This window comes from Micrococcus terreus, from assembly GCF_900116905.1.
GTDB lineage: Bacteria > Actinomycetota > Actinomycetes > Actinomycetales > Micrococcaceae > Citricoccus > Citricoccus terreus.
Genome location: NZ_FPCG01000003.1, coordinates 246,695 through 265,464 on the forward strand (window position 1 = coordinate 246,695; position 18,770 = coordinate 265,464).

Genomic DNA, 18,770 nt, shown 5'->3' on the forward strand with positions numbered 1-18,770 from the left:
GTCAGAGGTAACAGGAAGGAGGCGCCATGGCCTCGCAGGACTGGGTGGACAAGGACTTCTACGCCACTCTGGGTGTCTCCAAGGACGCCTCGGAAGCCGACATCAAGAAGGCCTACCGCAAGCTGGCCCGCAAGTACCATCCGGACCAGAACCCCGGTGACGCCGCAGCGGAGAAGAAGTTCAAGGAGATCACCGAGGCCAATGCGGTGCTCTCCGACCCGGAGGACCGTCAGCAGTACGACGCCATCCGAGCGATGGGCTCAGGTGCCCGCTTCCAGGCACCCGGCGGCGCCGGGGCTGGTGCAGGCTCCGGAGGCGGTGGCTTCGAGGACATCTTCGGCGGGCTTTTCAACCCCGGCGGCGGTGGTGGCCGTGGCCGGACCAGCTATTCCACGAACGATCTGCCCCCGGAGTTCGCCGATCTGTTCGGCGGCGGTTTCGGTGGGGGAGGCGGTTTCGGCGGCGGCCGGAGCGGTTACGGTGCACCCACCAAGGGCGCAGATCGCACCGCCACCACCACCATCTCCTTCGCCGGTGCCATACGCGGGACCACGGTCTCGCTGCGTGAACCGGACGGGGATGTCATCGAGGTCCGAGTCCCGGCCGGGATCAAGGATGGCCAGAAGGTCCGGGCCAAGGGCAAGGGCGCTCCCGGATCGGCTGGGCCGGGCGATCTGCTCGTCACGGTCAAGGTCAAGGATCACCCATTCTTCCATCGAGAGGGCATGAACCTGCGCATCCACGTGCCGGTCACGTTCGATGAGGCTGCCCTGGGCGCCACCGTGGAGGTCCCCACCCTGGACGGGAACGTCAAGGTCAAGGTCCCCGCGGGAACCGGTTCCGGCAAGGTCCTGCGGGTGAAGGGCCGCGGGGTGAAGACCGCCAAGGAGACCGGTGACCTGCTGGTCGAGCTGGAGATCGCTGTTCCCTCGAGCCTGTCCGACGATGCTCGCGCCGCCGTGGAGGCCTACGCCGCCGCCTCGGCCGGTCACAACCCGAGGGCAGGACTGGCGGACAAGGCCCGGCTGTGACCCCCCTGCCCGACCCCAGCACCCGCTCGTCCCGCGGTCGTCGTGACCGCCGGGGCGAGTGGAGTGCGCCCATCTACGTCATCTCGGTGGCCGCCGAGCTGGCGGACATGCACCCCCAGACCCTGCGCCAGTACGACCGTCTGGGCCTGGTGGTCCCGCAGCGTCAGGGCGGTCGCCAGCGCCGCTACTCCCGCCAGGACGTGGACCAGCTGCGCACCATCCAGCGCCTGAGCCGGGACGGGGTATCCCTGGAGGGGATCCGCCGGATCGTCCAGCTCGAGCGTGAGGTCGAGCAGCTCCAGGGCACCATCACCGAGCTGGCCGGCCAGATCCAGGCCTTCCACACCTACGCCCGCTACGAGCGGGTCTTCACCGCCGGCGCCGCGGGAGACGTCACCACCACCTTCGGCTCCCGGAACAGGACCCAGCCCGACGACGGGACGCGGGCACGCAGGACATCACCGGTCCGGCGGTGGCCGGCTGCCGCGCTGACCGCGGGCACCTCACCGCTGGGCGTGGCCGGGCGTCGCTCCCGCCGGACTGCCGACGGACAGGACTGACCGTGCCCTCCGGGCAGTCGGCAGGGCACTCGACTCCTCAGGGCACCGAACAGCGCCACCCCGGCTGGGCCGCGCGGCTGCGCGAGCGTGCCGCAGAGACCGCGATCGGCCTCAAGGATCGGCTCAGCCCCGTGGTCGGGGTGGCTGCTGATGCCGTCATGGTCTCCGTCAACGGTGCTGTCGGCGGGGTGATCGGAGCCGCGCACGCTGTGGCCGAGCACCTGCCAGGCGCACCCTCCTCCCCGCACGTGGAGCAGGTCTCCCGCCGGGACATCTGGGATCGCCAGGAGCGAGCGGCCACGCTGGCCCGGCTCCGTGAGGACATGGACCGCCGCGAGGAGCTGGGACCCCGGCAGAAGTCCGCGCTGGACGGGATCGTCCACGCCCTGCGCCGGGACTCCATGGATCGGTCCTACCCTGGGCGGATCCTGCTGGCCTATGACCTGGGTACCCCCACCCGCCCACCCACGGCCGTGGTCGCCGTCGGGAATCCTGATCAGGCCAGCCACGTCACCTGGCAGGTCTCAGGGATGGGGGTGTTCGTGCACACCGCCATGTGGGGGACCGTGCGGGAGGCCGCGCAACTGTGCGTCTCTCAGCGCGAGGCCGGGGCGCGGAGTCCGTGCGTGGTGACCTGGCTGGGCTATGCGCCGCCGGGGCCGTGGGGGGTGCTCTCCGGTGCCGCTGCGCTGCAGGGTGGTGCCCGTCTGGCTCAGCACCTGCACGGCTGGTTCGACGCCGTGGGGCGGGGCTGTCTGCCGCAGGCTCACACCGCGGTGGAGTCGCACTCCTACGGGACGCTGGTGGCCGCGCGGGGGCTGCAGATCCTGAACCGGGGGATCCCGCCACGCCAGGTGGATGCCCTGGTGGTCTCTGGCCCGGTGGGCCTGCCGCGGGACCTGGCTGAGGACCCGGAGGCCATGGGTCTGCCGGCGGAGAAGGTGTTCTTCGCACTCTCAGACACCGACTGGCTCTCGGCAATCGGCTTCCGGCTGTCCGGGCGCAAGCCGTGGAAGCACTACACCCGTCTGCCCGTGCTGGCCGACGAGGCCCTGAACCTGGCCGGCGTGGTGGGGCACAACACCTCCCGGCACCTGCCTGAGGGCGGGTTCCTGCACCGCGGCCACGGCTACCGGGACCCGGGCTCGGCCTCCCTCTACCGAATCGCCCGGGCGACCACCGGGCTGGTCTGACAGGCGCGGGTCTGTCCGAGCTTCCTGAGCCACTCCAACGTGTCGATGAGGTCGGCGAGTTGCAGGACAACCTGGCCACGCTCCAGACGGTCTTCGTGGGAGTGGCCATCACCTCGTTGGCCGTATCTGCCTTGGGGCTGCTGAACATCGGGCTCGCCTCACTCGCTGAACGCGCACGCGAGCTGGTCATCCGGCGAGCACTGGGTGCCCGTCGCATCCACACGTTCGTCCAGGTGATCGGTTCGTCGCTGATCCTGGCCGTGTGGGTGGCCGCCGTGGCCACAGCCATCTGCTTGGCGGCCATCTACTGGGGTGTGCCGCACTGGTTGCCTGAGCACTCGCCGGTGACCGCCCCGTCCGTACCCTGGGAGGCACTTGTGGTCGGCTTGGCGGCATCTGCCGCCACCGCCGTCCTCGGGTCAGTGTTCCCCGCGTGGAAGGCCACCCGACTGCCCGTGGCCGACGCCCTGCGTCAGTGACACTGGCAGCCAGAATCGGCGGGTGCGCTGGGATCAGCGGAAGATGAGAAGGCCCTCATTCTGGTCTCACGGACAGCTCACCTCCGACTGGTGAAGTAGGGGTTATCAGAAGAACACCAGCGGCCATGAGGAGCAGGACAATGACGACGACGAAGAGCACCAAGTGGATCGTGACCGGCGCGGTGGGCCTGCTGGCCCTGGGCGGTTTCGGAGTCGCGGCGTCGGCCGACAGCGTCCAGCAGCCGAGCACCCTGTCCGCCTCGGTCTCCGCTCCCGCTGCGAGCCCGACTGCCAGTCCCGCAGCCGTGAAGGCCACTCAGCAGAGCACAGTCCAGACCGTCTCGGCCACTTCGGCGCCCACCGCAGTGTCCGTGGTTTCCGCCAAGTCGGTTGTCTCTCCCGTGACTCCCGTGTCCACGCAGAGCCCCATCAGCCCGAAGTCGCCGGTCTCAGCCACGAGCCCGGCCAGCCCGGCGTCCGCGGCCTCCGCACCGTCGGCTCCCTCGGCTGACTGACCCCCACCCCATCGACCCCCGGTGCCCTGTGGCGCTGGGGGTCGAACTTTGATGGAGTGAACTCATGAGCAACCCCCTCGAACTGCTGACCGGACCAGAGGCCGCGACGTTGCCGAAGACGGCGCTGAAGGGACTACCCGGCGGTGCTGTCCCCGGGTTCCGCTGCGTGGTGGACCAGGTGCATGACCGCCCCGGTGCCGAGACGTCCGTGGGGTACGACGTCCACTACGGGCTGCCGGGACAGGAAGAGCAGGACTACCTGGTGGCCACCACCGCACAGGTGCCTTCAGCTGCAGAGGTGCAGGCCGGAGAGACCACCGTGCGGGTCTGGCGCCACCCGTCGGACCCCCTGTTGACAGGGCTGGCCGAGGCCTGCACCGCGGGGGTGATCAGCAGCTGGCTGCCCACGCCGCCCGATCCGCAGGCGCTCGCCGGGGAGCACGCCGAGACCACCGAGATGCTCGTCTACCGCCCCCTGAGACGGGCTGTCCTGCGCACCCGGCGGGCCGGCGAGACCTTCTTCACCAAAGTGGTCCGCCCTGACCGCGCCGAGGCGCTGTTCCGGCGTCATGAGCTGCTCTCTGGCCTGGGCCCGGACGTGGCGGCCACCCCCGTCCCGGGAGTCCTGGTCACCGCCGAGGTCCCCGTGGAGACCCTGGCCGTGGCGCTTGCCGCCTGGCAGCTCGGGGAGACCGACGTCCGCCCGAACCCGGCCGATGCCCTGGCCCTCTTGGACCGGCTGCCCACCGAGGCACTCGAGTTCCCCGCCCGGCCTTCCTGGACGGACCGGGTGGACCTGCACGGTGCGAGTGCGGCCACCACGCTGCCCCAGTGCGCCGAGGAGATCCGTGCGATCGCCCAGGAGATCCAGGACCTGGCCGAGCGGCTGCCAGTGGGCCCGCTCGTCCCCACCCACGGAGACTTCTACGAGGCCAATGTGTTCTGTGCGGACGGGCGTCCCCAGCGGCTGATCGATGTAGACACCGTGGGTCCCGGCCGCCGGGAGGACGACCTGGCATGCATGGTGGCTCACCTGGCCGTGCTTCAGGACTTCTCCCCGCAGCACTACCCCCGCGGGGCCGAGGTGGCCGACACCTGGGCACGGGCCTTCGAACAGACCGTGCACCCGGGTGCCTTCCGCACCCGGGTGCACGGTCTCCTGCTCAGCCTGGTCTCCGGTGCCGAACAGGCGACGGCGTTGGCCCGCCTGGACCTGGCTCGATCCTGGACCTGGCGAGCCCGCCAGGCCGCCTGACCTCAGGCCCGCGGGGCCTGATCCCCGGGCACACGCCCGGGTGCGACGTCTGCGGGACCGGACCGGCCGTCGTCGGGAAATGCCTGGTCTGTCTTTGACGACTCCGCGCCGGACTCGGTGTCCGGGGTCCAACCGTCCGCGTAGGTGCCGGTCTCATAGTCGTAGTCGACCGGCTGGCCCTCCTCGTCGGTGCGCTGGTACCACTCTGTGACCTCCTCCGCGGTGGAGTCGAAGTCCGCGCCGGCGCCACGACCCTCAGGGGCCTGCTGGACGGCGAGCTCGAATTCGTCCCCGTGCTCCTCGATGCCACGGCGGACCGCGTTCTGCACGGCGGACTCGGCATAGTCATTGCGGATCGCGGCCGGGTCGGTGCGCAGGTCCTGCAGGAACGCCACCGCCATTAGCAGCAGGATGATGGCGAAGGGCAGGGCGATCAGGATGGTCAGGTTCTGCAGTCCGGTGAGCGCGGTCTCGCCGCCGGTCAGCAGCATCACCACGGCGATGCCCATCATGCACAGACCCCAGAAGACCACCACGAGCTTCTTCGGGGAGGGATCGCCCTTGGAGGACAGGGTGCCCATGACCACGGAGGCGGAGTCGGCGGAGGTGATGAAGAAGATGGAGAGCACCACGATCACCACGAACGGGGTGAACTGGGCCAGCGGCAGGTTCTCGAACACCGTGAACAGCAGCGACTCAGCGGTGGCCTTGCCCTCGGTGCCCGGCACGCCCTGACGGTTCATCCAGATCGCGGCGCCGCCCAGCACGGTGAAGGCGAAGATCAGGATGGCCGTGGGCACGGCCATGACCACCAGCACGAACTCGCGCAGGGTGCGGCCGCGGGAGATGCGGGCCAGGAAGATGCCCACGAACGGGGTCCAGGCGATCCACCAGGCCCAGTAGAACGCGGTCCACCAGGACTGGAACTCCACGGTCCCGGCACCCCAGGACAGGGACTTGCCCATCATCGAGAAGAACTCGTCCGCGTACTCCATCACGCCCGAGGGGATCAGGTTCAGCAGGAACAGGGTGGGTCCGGCGATGAACACGAACAGGATCAGGCCCAGGGTCAGCACGATGTTCGTGGTGGAGAGGTACCGGATGCCGCGGGCCACCCCGGAGACGGCGCTGACGATGAACGCCGCGGTGAGCACGGCCAGGATGATGATCAGACCCTGGTTGCCCAGCGGCCCGGCGCCGGAGATGATCTCCACGCCCTGACCGATCTGGATGGCGGCCAGGCCCAGAGACGCCGCCGTGCCGAACAGGGTGGCGATGATGGCGAAGATGTCCACCAGGCGACCGGCGAAGCCCTCGGTCTGGCGCTGGCCGAACAGGGTGCGGAACACCGAGCTGAGCAGCGGGACGCGGCCACGACGGTAGGAGGCGTACGCGATCGAGCCGCCGACCAGGGCGTACATGGCCCAGGCGTGCAGACCCCAGTGGTAGTGCGACTGCGCCATCGCCATGTGCAGCGCAGGCGTGGAGGCCGCCTCCACGGTGTGCGGCGGGGGAGAGAGGTAGTGCGAGAGCGGTTCGGAGGGTCCGAAGAAGAAGATGCCCACGCCGATCCCCGCGCCGAACATCATGGCCACCCAGGAGAACCGGGAGAACTCGGGCTGCTCGTCGTCCTTGCCCAGACGGATCCGTCCGAACCGGCTGAAGCCGATGTAGACCATCACGCCCAGGGACACGATCGCCGCCGCGTTGAGCAGCCAGCCCATGTTGGTCATCGCCCAGCTGAACGCCGTGGAGGAGACCTCACCGACCGAGCCCGGGTTGGACACGCCCCACGTCACGAACGCGACGATCAGCACGGCGGTGATGCCGAAGACGATCTTGTCCAGGCCGAAGCGGTGCCGGGACTCCTCCACGCTGATGCCCGGGACCAGGCCGGGGTGGATGTCATGCGGGTATTCGGGCGTGCTCTGAGTGGCTGCCGTCGAGCCCTGCGGCGAGCTCTCGGTGGACTCGGTGCGTGATGCAGGAGTGGAGGACACGAGGTCCCTTCCGGTCAGGTCCCGGCCCGGTGCTCACCCGCCTCAGGGCGCGCGCACACGGGCCGGACGGGCTGGTGGTGGGTGGTTCAACGGTCCAGTATTCCCAGTTCCGCGGGCCAGGGCAAAGCCTGAGGCCGGTTCCGTGGCCATTCTCACGGGGTTGCGGGGTGGGGGAGGGCTCAGATTCCCGACGGCGGCCGTCTGGGTTCCAGCGCGAGTGGGGGTGATGGGTGGGCGGCTGGGGATGCGCCGGGCTGCAGGGTGCCCTGTCCTGCACAGGTGGCCGGTTGGATGTTCTTCTCCCCGTTCCCGTGATGTGGTCCTTATCGTGTCCGTGTTGCGTGGTCGAATATATGTACGAGGACGGCGGGGTTCTTGGGAGATCAGCAGTGAGTCACCGGGGAGGAGGTGGATCGGATGGCAGTCACCGTGGACGAGGCTGGCGCCGGCGGCACGGCCGAGGCGGGAGCAGTGCGATCTGCCGGCCCGGGGCTGGTCGCGGGCCAGCCTGCTGGTCCGGGTCGGGTTTCGGGGTCAGGCCCTTCGGATGTGCCGGTGGACACCTCGGGGCTGGGGTTGGGTGAGCTGATCGAGCTGGCACAGACGGTTGCCCAGGACCTGGCTGGCCGGTTGTGCGCTGCAGACCTGACCGAGCAGCTGGCGCCGGTGACTGAAGACTTCTCCACGGGTTCAGCCTCCCTCGCCGAGGGCTCGGCCTGCGGGGCTTCCGTCAGCGTTCCCGCCGGAACAGCCCTGAGCACTGCCGGTGGCCCCACCGCGGGTCTGGCATCGGGACCCTGGCTCGTGACGTTGGCCCAGGTGCAGTCCGGGGTGGGGCGTCTGGCCCGGGTGGTGGAGCTGGCCCAGACCGCGGTGGCCGGGGTGACCGACCGGGTGCTGCAGGACCCGAAGGCTCGGCACCGGCTGCTGGGACTGCCGCAGGGCAAGACCAGGTACCGCAATGCCGCCGAGTTCCTGGAGAAGACCCAGCAGACCCCTCGGCGGGAGACTCACCAGCGCGTGGACCGAGCCGCCCACCACCTGACCCCACCCCAGGGAGAGTCCCCAGACGGCACTGCCGTCCCGGCCTCACTGCCACAGGTAACCGGGGCCCTGCGTGATACGTCCTTGGACCCGGCCGTGGTGGATGCGATCACCAGGACACTGACCTCCGCGCGTGCTGCCGCGGTGCGGGCCGGAGCAGACCGGACCCTGGTAGATCGGCTGATCACCCAGGGCCAAGCCCGGCTGATGGGCCAGGCCCGGGGTGCTGCCCCGTCGGCGGTGAGCCGGGCCTGCGCCCGGTGGCGGACCGAGTTCGACCAGCTCATCACCGAATCCGGTGCCCGAGCCACCCAAGCGGTGGTGCATCAGGGCCGGTCAGCGAAGTACGTGCGCGAAGAGAACGGACTGTTCCTCTGGCAGCTCTGGCTCACCCAGGCCCAACACGAGATCATCCAGACCGTCACCAGCGCTGGCACCAACCCCCGCGCCCCCAAGAACCGGCAGCGCGATCACGGAACCGGGGCCCCGGGAACTCGATCCGATGGTTCCTGCCCCGAATCAGAGGACAGCCAGGGCCTGTTCGACCTCACCGCCCCCACCGGAGCGGGGGATCAAGCAGGTCAGGGCGCAGAGGGTGAAGACGACCCAGTGGATGCCGGGTTCTTCCACCCGGGGATGCTGCGGGCCGAAGAGCGTCAGCGCCAGCAGGTCGATGCGATCATCGCCGCCCTGGGCGCAGCCCTGCAGATGACCGAGGCCGACGCGCTCTCCAACACCGGCGGAGCCCGACCCCAGGTGATGGTCCACATCGACTACCAGACCCTCACCGGAGAACTGGCCGCCCACCCGAATCTGCCCCCACCCCCACCGATACCGGAGCACCTGGCTGATCAACACCCACCCGGGGTGCTGCGCGGACCGGTCGTCTCGGCCGGGACGTTCACCGGGCCGATCGACCCCCGGGCCATCCGAGCCTGGGCCTGTGATGCAGACCTGATACCCGTCGTGCTCGGAGGTGCCGGTGAAGCGTTGGACATCGGACGAGCCCAAAGACCCTTCCCGCCCGGGATCCGCAAGGCCATCATCGCCCGCGACCAAGGCTGCGCCGCCCCAGGGTGCTGGAGCCCAGCGGCCTGGTGCCAGATCCACCACATCCGGTTCTGGAAGAAACACGAAGGGCCCACCTCCGTGGAGAACGGGGTCCTGCTGTGCTCCCACCACCACCAAGCCCTGCACCACGACCAACTCACCATCCAGATGAACAACGGCATCCCGCTGGTCCAGGACACCAGCGCGTCACAGCAGACCCAGGAACACCAACCCGTCCCCGAACGCAACCTGCACTGGCACGACCAATGAACCAGGGGACAGCTGTGTCGAGAACGCGAGAGGCTGAGAGGTCAGCTCCGCTGGTAGGCGAGATCGAAGATCAGGCGCCCTGCCCGTTCCGCTTTGGACTCGAAGCTGGTCAACGGGCGGGTGGCGAATCGAGGTGCCCAGCCGCCCTCGTGGTCCACCGGGTCTTCCAGGGTGGAGGCCTGCGCTGCCTCGCGGAGGCCGGCGCGCGGCTGGGCCGGCAGGGGCGTGCCGTCCGGGGAGACGGCGCTCGGCTTCGCCTTCCGCAGCGGTTGGGCTCCGACCTCCAGTTCACGTTCCTCGAGCCGGACTCGGGTCAGGGGCGACTCCTCGCCGGCCGCTCGTCCGGGGTGCAGGTTGGTGAACTCGGGGTGGGCCTCCATGACCTGGCGCATGTGGACCGCGTAACCCGACCAGTCCGTGGCCAGCCGCAGGATGCCGCCGGGCACCAGGGCCTGGGCGGCGCGGTCGGCGAAGGCCGGGGAGATGAGCCGGCGTTTGTGGTGCTTGGTCTTGTGCCACGGATCCGGGAAGAACACCCAGATCTCCTGCACGGAGGCCGGCGGCAGAAGCCGCTCCAGCACCTCAGGAGCGTTGGCCTGCACGCCGCGGATGTTGGAGAGCTCCTGGTCCTCGATCTCCACCAGCAGGGCGCCCAGGCCCGGGGTGTAGACCTCCACGGCCAGGAAGTTCCAGTCCGGGTGTGCGGTGGCGCCAGCTACGGTCGACTCTCCGAGCCCCGGACCGACGTCCACCACCAGGGGAGCGGTGCGGCCGTAGATGCGCTCGAGATCGTCCGGGGTGAGCGTGGCGTCCGGGGCCACCGAGGTGTCCGCACGGTGCCGGGGCACGTCCAGGATGTATGCCGCGCGGCTGCGGTCCCAGCTCAGCTGCCGGCGGGTGGTCATCCGATCGCCTCGGCGGACGAAGGACACCGGCTCGCGGCGGTACAGGGCAGGATCGGGGTTCGGGTTGTGACCGTGTTCGTGCTCGCTCATCAGGCGTCCAGCCTACGTGGATGCAGCGTGCGTTCAGATTCGCCGCCGAGCCAGAAGCAGTGGCGGGCATCAGCATGCATGCCCACCACTGGTTCTGGGTCAACGGGACTCTGGAGCCGGTTCAGAGGGGAAGATCTCCTCTGCGGCGGTGAGGAAGTCGCGCATCACCGGACCATTGGTCTGGGCGCCGCCGAAGCCCTCGTTGAAGAACAGGGCCACAGCCAGGTCGCCGTGGATCGCCACCAGCCAGGTGTGTGCCAGGGTCTCGCCCTCAGAGACGAACTGGGCGGTGCCGGTCTTGGCCAGCACGGGGGCGCCCGGGACCTCCTGCAGGATCGGCACGGTGCCGTGGGTGACGGTCCCGGTCATCATCTCGCGCAGCTGGACCGCCTCCTCCTCGGTCAGGCCACCGTCCCCTGGGGCCGCCGCGGTGGGGAGGTCGATCTCCGGGTGACTGACCACCACTGGCTGGACGGTGTGACCGGCCGCCACGGACGCTGCCATCGTGGCCATGCCCAGAGGCGAGGCCTGCACCACGCCCTGGCCGAACAGGTTCGCGGCGTGCTCCGTGCCCTCGGAGTCCTCCGGGATCGAGGCCAGGAACGCGCCGTTCAGACCCACCACCGGCTCCGGCGTCAGCCCCAGGGCACGTCCGGCAGCGGCTTCATCCTCGGGGGAGATGTCCTGCCACTGCCCCACGAACACCGTGTTGCAGGACTGCGCCATCGCCTCCTTCAAAGGAATCGCTCCGAGCGAGGCGGCCGGGTAGCCGTCGAAGTTCTTGATCTCCATGCCGCCCACATTGATGGTCGGCGGGCACTGCACCGCGGTCTCCGGGGTCATCCCGTTGCGCAGCATGGCCAGGCCGGTCACCACCTTGAACACGGAGCCTGGGGCATACCTCCCGGACGTCCCGATCGGCGTGCTCATCCCCTCCGGACCGGCCGCAGCTGCCAGCACATGCCCGTCCGAGGGGCGCACCGCAACCAGAGCCGAGGGGACTCCGGAATCGGCCAGGGTCCGCTCGGCCAGCTCCTGCAGTCTGCGGTCCAGAGTGGTGGTCAGGTCCTGGCCAGGCACGGGATCCACCGTGAATCCAGGGCTTCCCGACGACGGCCCGTCACCGTCTGTGGTCTGCTCACCGGAAGTGCCCGGTGCGCTGGGCGAGGCCCCTGGGGAGGCGCTGCCGGAAGTCTGGGGCGAGGAGCCGCCGTCGGGAAGCGCGGTGCCGTCCGGGTTCTGGACCGTGATGTCCAGACCAGGCGTCCCGACGAGGTACTCGTCCCAGGTGGCCTGCAGTCCGGAGAGCCCGGCGGGCTGACCGGCGGTGAGCCGTCCGTCCGAGTTCTCCACCTGCTCGGCGGTGGGCTCGCCGTAGGTGCCGAGCACGCCGCGGGCGAAGGCGCGCGTGGGAGCGAGCACGGCGGTGTCCTCGATCAGTCGGCCGCCCGGGACCTGCTGGACCGCGGAGGTGGGCAGGTTCACCGAGCCGTCCGCGCGCAGGGTGATCGCCTCCACGAACGCCTGCTCGCCGGCAGAGGCCGCACGGGCGGCGAAGGCGTCGGGGTCGATCTCGGCCATGGCCGCCAGAGCTCGCGCGGAGGACTCGACCTCGTCCGGGGTGATGTGGGACTTGTCCAGACCCAGCCGGACCACATCCCGCTCCATCATCAGCGGGTCGCCGGCGCCGTCCAGGATGCGCCCGCGATCGGCGACCGTGGTCTCCACTTCCAGGGTGCCACCCGGGGCGAGCCCTGCCACGACGTCGTCCGGGCGCAGATCCAACTCCCAGGCCTGGGCGTCCTCATCCCAGATCAGGTCAGCGGTGGTGGGGTAGGTCCAGGCCGAGCCCTCGGCGCCCAGCTCTGTGAGGTCCCAGGCGACGTCGAGGTCGGCGGTGGCCCGGTTCGCATCATCACGGTCCACCGCGACGTCGTTGACCGTAACATGGCCGCGCGCCTCGCCCAGGGGCTCGAGGACGGTGGGCAGTTCTTCTGCCACGGGAGCGGAACCGTCGGTCAGTGGCAGGTCCGAGAACTCGCGGGTGTCGATGGCGGTGGCGAGCCGCTCGGCGGTCAGACGCGGATCCGGGCGGGTGTCCGTCTGGCAGGCCGTCAGGGCGAGGACGCCGGACAGCAGCACCCCGGTGGCGGCACGCCGCAGGACCTGGCTGCGGGTGGGCTGTGGGGGAGTTGTGGGCGCCATGTCTGTCCTCTGGTGGGGATGGTGCTGCGTGGTGTCAGCGTACGGGTCCACCGGCGCGGACCCTGGTGGTCGACCTGGACCGGGTGGGCCGGGCTGAGCAGGCGGGGCACGGCAGGTGGCACGAACTCCATGGTGCGCCTGACAACACTGGGCGAGGGGCCGTCGTCGGGATGTTCAGGCAATCGTCACCAGATCGGTACCGTTCTGAGACCTGCGCCCTGAGCGGAGCCACACCCGCGAGGCTGGTCCGGTTGACCCGCGCCTGCGAGCATGGAGACATGAACGGTGCGAACAGTGTCCTGAGCCTGATCCTGAACATCATCTGGCTGCTCTTCGGCGGGCTCTGGCTCGCGCTGGGCTACATGCTGGCCGGGGTGGTGTGCTGCCTGCTGATCGTGACCATCCCGTTCGGCATCGCGTCCTTCCGGATCGCCGGATACGCGCTGTGGCCGTTCGGCCGCATGGTGGTGGACGCGCGCCCGGTCACCGGTCCGTTCACCGTGCTGGGCAACGTCATCTGGTTCATCGTGGCCGGGATCTGGATCGCGATCGGCCACGTGCTGACCGCCATCCCCATGTTCCTGAGCATTGTGGGCATCCCGCTGGCCATCGCCAACCTGAAGATGATCCCGGTGTCCCTGATGCCGCTGGGCAAGCGGATCGTGGACTCCGGCTCGGCCGGCTCCCTGCCGCAGTACGCCCCCGCCGGACACGGTCACCGCTACCCGGTGGCACCGTACCGGGGCTGAGACTGATGCCGATGTCGGACCCGGCCTGAGCCCGGACCTCAGGCGCGGGTGGAGCCGCCGGACTGGCCAGCCCCGCCCTGAGACCCCTTGCTGCCCTTGCCCTTGGAGCGCAGGTCCAGCGACTCGTCGTTGAGCAGGGCGTCCACACGGGCCGCGGCCTCATCGGCGGACGGGGCCACGTAGTTCGGGTCGTGGGCACGGCGGCGGTTGCGCAGCACGCGAGCGATGATCCACCACGCCAGGAACAGCAGCACGGCGGCCAGCACCACATTGGAGAACACGTCCGCGTAGTCCGAGACCAGGTGCCAGGACTCGCCGAGCAGGTAGCCGCCCCAGACGAAGATCGTGTTCCAGAGGGCCGAGCCCAGCAGAGTCAGTAGGGTGAACAGGCCCAAGTGCATGCGCTCGATGCCCGCCGGGATGGAGATCAGCGAGCGGAAGATCGGCACCATGCGGCCCAGGAATACGGTCCAGTAGCCGTGCTTGTGGAACCAGCGCTCGGTCTTCTCTACGTCCTCGAAGTCCACCAGCGGCAACCAGTCGGCGATCCGGTACATCCGCCGCCGTCCCAGGGCCGCGCCGATGCCGTACAGCGCCACGGCGCCCACCACGGAGCCGATGGTCGCCCAGATCACGGCCTCCCACGGGCCGAACGAGCCGTTCGCGGCGGTGAACCCGGCCAGCGGCAGGATCAGCTCCGAGGGGATGGGCGGGAAGATGTTCTCCAGGAACACCGCCAGCGCCACGCCGATCGGACCGATCGCCTCCATCACCTGCACCACGATGTCGCCGAGCCAGCCGTAGGAGACCTCGCCCCCGTCCTGGGCGGCGGTGGCCACCGGGAGATTCCCGACGACGGCACTCACCTCAGCGGGGGCGGGCAGGGCGGACAGCGGGGAGACAGAGGAAGACATGGCCCCCATTGTTCCGCATGACCTGGGGTGGGAGGTCCCGGGCGCGCAGGCGGGTGCCGAACCTCACGGGGAGGAACCAACTGGACGGGCCCGCCGGCGTGGGGCAGCCGTGGCAGGTCAGGAGCGGGTGTCCTGGGCTGCTGCCCTGTGGAAAGCTGCACAGGGTACGGGCATAGTGGAGGACATGAGGCTCAAGCCGTCCACCGCCGAACTGGTCGGCGCGCACGTGATGAGCTGGGTGTCCCTGTCCCCGAGCTTCATCCCGCGGACCTGGTGGATGACGGCGGTCTCCACGGGCTTCTCGCAGGCGTTCGGGTACCTGGTGGGCGCGGCCGGGCATGGACTGGCCCGATCCGCCGTACGGCTGACCGGTGCGGAGATCGCCGTGGACCCGGCGAGACTGCAGCCGGTGCGCGAACGGGTCCCCTGGGCGATGGCCGGCATCAGCGCCGTGGCCTGGCTGCGGTCGGTGAACCGCCAGGCAGAGATCTGCGGACTGATGGAGACCCGACCCATCCCGTTGAAGGAGCACGCCTACGGCACCGTCATGGGTGCGGCCCTGGGCGCCTCGCTGATCCAGGCTGGCCGCGCGCTCACGGCAGGCGGTCAGGCTGTCTCTCGCGTCCTGCGGCCCGCGCTCCCGGAACCGGCAGCGGCACTGGCTGGAGCCGTCGTCGCGGGTGCTGCCACCACCCTGGTGCTGGACAAGGTGGTCTACCGGCGCCTGCTGGAGCGCGTCTCCCGGGCCGCCCACGAGACCAATGACCTGCTGCTGCCCGGGCGCTTCCAGCCCACCGAGCCGGAGCGATCCGGATCGCCGGCGTCCCTGGAGCCGTGGGACACGCTGGGGTCCAAAGGGCAGGCCGTGGTCTCGGACGGCCCGCGCGCGGTGGACATCGAGGCCGCCACCGGGGAGCCCGGGCTGACGCCGATCCGCGCCTACGCCGGCTGGCGCGAAGACCGAGACCTGGAGGCCACCGCCCAGGCCGTGGTGGCCGAGCTGCGGCGCACCGGCGGGTTCGAACGGAAGGTGCTGCTGGTCATCAACACCACCGGGACCGGGTGGCTGCAGGAGTGGTCGGCCTCGGCGGTGGAGTTCCTCACCGGTGGGGACTGCGCGCTCGCGGCCATGCAATACACCTATCTGCCCTCGGGCGTGGCCATGGTGGTGGACCGCGCCACACCCACGGCTGCGGGGGAGGCGCTGCTGCACGCGGTGGAGGCCGAGCTGGCCACACGTCCGGCCGACCGTCGCCCGATGCTCCTGGTGGGCGGGGAGTCCCTGGGGGCGCTGGGTGGGACGTCCGCGTTCGACGGGCTGCAGGACATGCTCGAGCGGGTAGACGGTGCTGTCTGGACGGGGATGCCGCGGATCTCCGCGTTCTGGCGGCAGCTGGTGTCCCGGCGGCGCCTGGGTACCCCGGAGATCCTCCCCGTGGTCGACGACGGCCGGCACGTCCGGTTCGTCTCTCGCCCCCGCGACCTGGTCACCGACATCACTGGGGTGGACTACGGGGAATGGCACCACCCGCGCGTGGTGGTGGCCCAGCACCCCTCCGACCCCGTGGTGTGGTGGAGCCCGGAGCTGATGTGGCGGGAGCCGGAGTGGGCGCGCGAGCAGGCCGGATCCGACGTCTCCCGGTCGGTGCGGTGGATGCCCTGGGTGACGTTCTGGCAGGTCGCCTCGGACATGCCGCGATCAGCCACCGTCCCTGGTGGACACGGTCATCGATATCTGGAGGAGATGGTCTCCTACTGGGCCGCGGTGCTGGGGCTGGATCCGCTGGAGGACCGCTCGAGTATCATGCAGGCGATCCGTCGACTGATCGTGCCCAGCGAGGGGTGAGCGCCGGGTCTCACCCACTGGCGAACCGGATGTCTTGCCCGGCGGGGTCGCCAGGCGTAGCTTCGCCGCATGGCTATCCGCTGGTACTCCGTGGTGATCGACTCCCAGGACGTGGCCGCCCAGGCTCGATGGTGGGCTCAGGTGCTCTCCTGGGAGATCGTCTACGAATCAGACGACGAGGTGGTGATCGTGCCGCCGATCGCCGTCCAGCAGGAACAGGACCCGTCCTCCACCCCGTTCGCCGACCGTGCTCAGGGGTGGGTGTTCGTGCCCGTCCCGGAGGGCAAGACCGTGAAGAACCGGATCCACCTGGACCTGGCACCGGACCGGGACTCGGACCACGCCGCCGAGGTCCAGCGGCTGGTTGACCTCGGTGCGCGCCACGTGGATGTGGGCCAGATCGAATCCGGGCCGGACGCCGTCACCTGGACCGTGCTGGCCGACCCCGAGGGCAACGAGTTCTGTCTACTCTCCCCGCGTGACTGACATGACTGACGCGACTGATCGGAGCACCCCATGAACACCGAGGACCGACTTCTGACCTGTCTCTGGTTTCCCGGTGAACAGGCAGAGGCGGCTGCGACCCACTACGTGGACACCTTCGCGCCCTTCCGACGGGACACCGCCCTGGGCACTGTCACTCGGGCGCCTCTGGACCTGGTGGACCGGGACGGAGAGTTCCGAGCTGAGATCCGCCGGGAGGGCGACGACGTCCACGTCGAGCAGGGGCGGGTGCTGATGGTCGAGTTCACCCTGGACGGCCGCCCGTTCATCGCGATGGACGACAACCGCTCCGGGCGGACCTTCACCGATGCCACCTCCTTCCAGGTGATCTGTGAGGATCAGGCCGAGGTGGACCACTTCTGGGATCGGCTCACCGCGGGCGGCGAGGAGGTCATGTGCGGTTGGCTGAAGGACCGGTTCGGCGTGAGCTGGCAGGTGGTGCCCCGGCTGCTGATGAAGCTGATGTCCGGTGCCGACCGTGAGGCGGCCGGGCGGGTGCAGCGGCAGATGATGTCCATGGTCAAGCTGGACCTGGCGCCCCTGGAGGCCGCCGCGCGCGGCTGACGCAGTACCTCAGGGGATCCTGCCCCGGCGTACGCTGAGGGCTCATGGAACCCTGGATGGCCCTCGCCGCGCTCGCCGCCTGCATGGTCGGGGCGTGCCTGCAGCGTGTGTCCGGAGCCGGCGTCGGACTCGTGGTGACCCCCGTGATGGTGCTGATCTTCGGCCCCGTCTCCGGGGTGCTGCTCACCAACGCGACCACCATCGTCTCCGCCGCCCTGATCATGTCCGTGGTCTGGCGGAACATCGACTGGCACCGCTTCCGGCAGATCGCACCCATCGGGCTGCTCGGCTCCGTGGCCGGAGCGCTGCTGGTGGGGGCACTGCCCGCAGCCGTCCTGCAGGTGGTGGTGGGCGTCGTCGTGCTGGTGGCCCTGGTGATGACCTTCGCCCTGCCGCGCGTGCCCCATCTGACCGGGCCCGCGCCGGGAGTGGCCGCTGGGACCGTGGGCGGGTTCCTGAACACCGTGGCGGGGGTGGCGATGCCGGCCATGGTCATCTACGCCACCGTCTCGCGCTGGGAGCAGGCGCGGTTCGCGGCCACCCTGCAGCCGGTGTTCCTCACCTTCGGCGCACTGTCCGTGGCCACCAAGCTGGGCATGGGGACCGCCTCGGTGGAGCAGCTGCCGCCGCTGTGGTTCTTCGGGCTGCTCGCCGCCGGGATCGTGCTCGGGGTGCTGGCCGGCTCCGTGCTCTCGAAGAGGGTCAGTGCCGTGCGGGCCCGATGGGTGGCCGTGATCCTGGCCGGAGCCGGTGCCACTCTGACTGTGGTGCGTGGGCTGACGCTCTGATCCAGCCGTGACACGCCGCACGAGATTGGCGATAGGCTGAAGGGCGGAACCACACCGACCCATCGGAAGGACACCCCCATGAGCATTGTCCAGATCCCCCTGCGCCTGACCTCAGGCGCCTTCATCCTGAACTCCGGCATCGGCAAGACCAAGATCTCCGAGGAGCAGGCTGAGGGCATGCGGGACATGGCCGCCAACGGCATCCCCATGCTGAAGGACCTGAGCCCGGCCCAGTTCAAGCAGTTCATCGTGGCCTCGGAGATCGGTGTGGGTGCGGCCCTGCTGGCTCCGTTCGTTCCCGGCTGGCTGGCCGGCGCCGCCCTGACCGCCTTCTCCGGCGGACTGCTGGCGATGTACAAGAACACTGAGGGCATGACCCAGGAGGACGGCATCCGTCCCACCCAGGAGGGCACCGCCGTGGCCAAGGACGTCTGGATGGCCGGCATGGGCCTGGCCCTGATGGCCGACGGCGCCGTGAACCGCACCGCCCGCAAGAACGCCGCCGCCGCCCGCCGTGCCAAGCGCATCGGCAAGGCCAAGGACTCCAAGGTCGAGGCCATCAACAAGGCCCGCGACGAGCAGATCGAGGCCCTGCGTGCCGCTCGTCACGACCTGGCGGAGCTGCGCAAGCAGATCTGATCCCGCTCAGGCACTGACCGCCTGACACCCACTGAGGCCACGCCGCAGGTGCTCCTGCCGCGTGGCCTCAGTCGTCCCCGCAGACGGGCCCGGGGGAGCGGGGGAGCCGAGCGGTGCGCGGGGGCTCGGAACCGTGTGGAGCGCGGGGCGGGGAGCGGGAGGCGGGGAG

General features: G+C 69.9%; 17 protein-coding genes. 13 read left to right on the plus strand and 4 right to left on the minus strand.

Features of this window, described 5'->3' with window-relative positions; genetic code table 11:
• The first annotated feature begins 26 nt into the window (after positions 1 to 26).
• The 6 genes from BM355_RS05535 (at position 27) to BM355_RS05560 (ending at position 5,033) form a co-directional block, all read left to right on the plus strand.
• Positions 27 to 1,031 carry a DnaJ C-terminal domain-containing protein gene (locus BM355_RS05535; protein ID WP_091695850.1) on the plus strand — a complete coding sequence of 335 codons (1,005 nt, stop codon included), beginning with the start codon at positions 27 to 29 and terminating at the stop codon, positions 1,029 to 1,031.
• Between the two features lie 107 nt (positions 1,032 to 1,138).
• On the plus strand, positions 1,139 to 1,591 hold the full coding sequence (locus BM355_RS05540; protein WP_245760631.1) for a MerR family transcriptional regulator: 453 nt from the start codon (positions 1,139 to 1,141) through the stop codon (positions 1,589 to 1,591).
• Positions 1,592 to 1,593: 2 nt separating this feature from the next.
• The gene (locus BM355_RS05545; protein WP_091695852.1) at positions 1,594 to 2,784 is read left to right on the plus strand and encodes an alpha/beta hydrolase; all 1,191 of its coding nucleotides are present in this window, start codon (positions 1,594 to 1,596) and stop codon (positions 2,782 to 2,784) included.
• Positions 2,785 to 2,843: 59 nt separating this feature from the next.
• On the plus strand, positions 2,844 to 3,263 hold the full coding sequence (locus BM355_RS05550) for an ABC transporter permease (RefSeq protein WP_177227849.1): 420 nt from the start codon (positions 2,844 to 2,846) through the stop codon (positions 3,261 to 3,263).
• 140 nt (positions 3,264 to 3,403) lie between these two features.
• A complete protein-coding gene (locus BM355_RS05555) occupies positions 3,404 to 3,778 on the plus strand; it encodes a hypothetical protein (RefSeq protein WP_091695857.1) in 375 nt (124 codons plus the stop codon).
• Positions 3,779 to 3,842: 64 nt separating this feature from the next.
• Positions 3,843 to 5,033 (plus strand): aminoglycoside phosphotransferase family protein, encoded by a 1,191-nt coding sequence (locus tag BM355_RS05560; RefSeq protein WP_091695859.1) that lies wholly within the window; start codon positions 3,843 to 3,845, stop codon positions 5,031 to 5,033.
• Between the two features lie 2 nt (positions 5,034 to 5,035).
• On the opposite strand, the gene BM355_RS05565 is transcribed toward BM355_RS05560, so the two are convergent.
• Complete coding sequence (locus tag BM355_RS05565) at positions 5,036 to 7,033, minus strand: BCCT family transporter (protein WP_091695862.1); 1,998 nt, start codon at positions 7,031 to 7,033, stop codon at positions 5,036 to 5,038.
• Between the two features lie 555 nt (positions 7,034 to 7,588).
• On the opposite strand from BM355_RS05565, the gene BM355_RS05570 reads away from it, so the two are divergent.
• Entirely contained in the window at positions 7,589 to 9,397 is a 1,809-nt protein-coding gene (locus BM355_RS05570; protein WP_143109431.1) for an HNH endonuclease signature motif containing protein, read from the plus strand.
• 41 nt (positions 9,398 to 9,438) lie between these two features.
• Here BM355_RS05570 and trmB read toward each other — a convergent pair whose 3' ends face one another.
• Both trmB and BM355_RS05580 read right to left on the minus strand, forming a co-directional pair.
• Positions 9,439 to 10,392: a tRNA (guanosine(46)-N7)-methyltransferase TrmB gene (trmB, locus tag BM355_RS05575; RefSeq protein ID WP_091695867.1), complete on the minus strand. Its 954-nt coding sequence runs from the start codon at positions 10,390 to 10,392 to the stop codon at positions 9,439 to 9,441.
• A 99-nt stretch (positions 10,393 to 10,491) separates the two neighbouring features.
• A complete protein-coding gene (locus tag BM355_RS05580; RefSeq protein ID WP_091695870.1) occupies positions 10,492 to 12,597 on the minus strand; it encodes a penicillin-binding transpeptidase domain-containing protein in 2,106 nt (701 codons plus the stop codon).
• 299 nt (positions 12,598 to 12,896) lie between these two features.
• On the opposite strand from BM355_RS05580, the gene BM355_RS05585 reads away from it, so the two are divergent.
• A complete protein-coding gene (locus BM355_RS05585; RefSeq protein ID WP_091696081.1) occupies positions 12,897 to 13,346 on the plus strand; it encodes a YccF domain-containing protein in 450 nt (149 codons plus the stop codon).
• A gap of 38 nt (positions 13,347 to 13,384) precedes the next feature.
• On the opposite strand, the gene BM355_RS05590 is transcribed toward BM355_RS05585, so the two are convergent.
• Complete coding sequence (locus BM355_RS05590; RefSeq protein WP_091695872.1) at positions 13,385 to 14,260, minus strand: DedA family protein; 876 nt, start codon at positions 14,258 to 14,260, stop codon at positions 13,385 to 13,387.
• A gap of 184 nt (positions 14,261 to 14,444) precedes the next feature.
• Here BM355_RS05590 and BM355_RS05595 point away from each other — a divergent pair, with 184 nt between their 5' ends.
• The 5 genes from BM355_RS05595 (at position 14,445) to BM355_RS05615 (ending at position 18,601) form a co-directional block, all read left to right on the plus strand.
• Positions 14,445 to 16,106 (plus strand): alpha/beta-hydrolase family protein, encoded by a 1,662-nt coding sequence (locus BM355_RS05595; protein ID WP_177227850.1) that lies wholly within the window; start codon positions 14,445 to 14,447, stop codon positions 16,104 to 16,106.
• Between the two features lie 69 nt (positions 16,107 to 16,175).
• Positions 16,176 to 16,592: a VOC family protein gene (locus BM355_RS05600; protein WP_091695875.1), complete on the plus strand. Its 417-nt coding sequence runs from the start codon at positions 16,176 to 16,178 to the stop codon at positions 16,590 to 16,592.
• A 30-nt stretch (positions 16,593 to 16,622) separates the two neighbouring features.
• Positions 16,623 to 17,174, plus strand: a complete 552-nt coding sequence (locus BM355_RS05605) for a VOC family protein (protein ID WP_091695878.1) — start codon at positions 16,623 to 16,625, stop codon at positions 17,172 to 17,174.
• Between the two features lie 44 nt (positions 17,175 to 17,218).
• Positions 17,219 to 17,962: a sulfite exporter TauE/SafE family protein gene (locus BM355_RS05610; RefSeq protein ID WP_091695880.1), complete on the plus strand. Its 744-nt coding sequence runs from the start codon at positions 17,219 to 17,221 to the stop codon at positions 17,960 to 17,962.
• Between the two features lie 78 nt (positions 17,963 to 18,040).
• Positions 18,041 to 18,601, plus strand: a complete 561-nt coding sequence (locus BM355_RS05615) for a hypothetical protein (protein WP_091695882.1) — start codon at positions 18,041 to 18,043, stop codon at positions 18,599 to 18,601.
• The last annotated feature ends 169 nt before the right edge of the window (positions 18,602 to 18,770 follow it).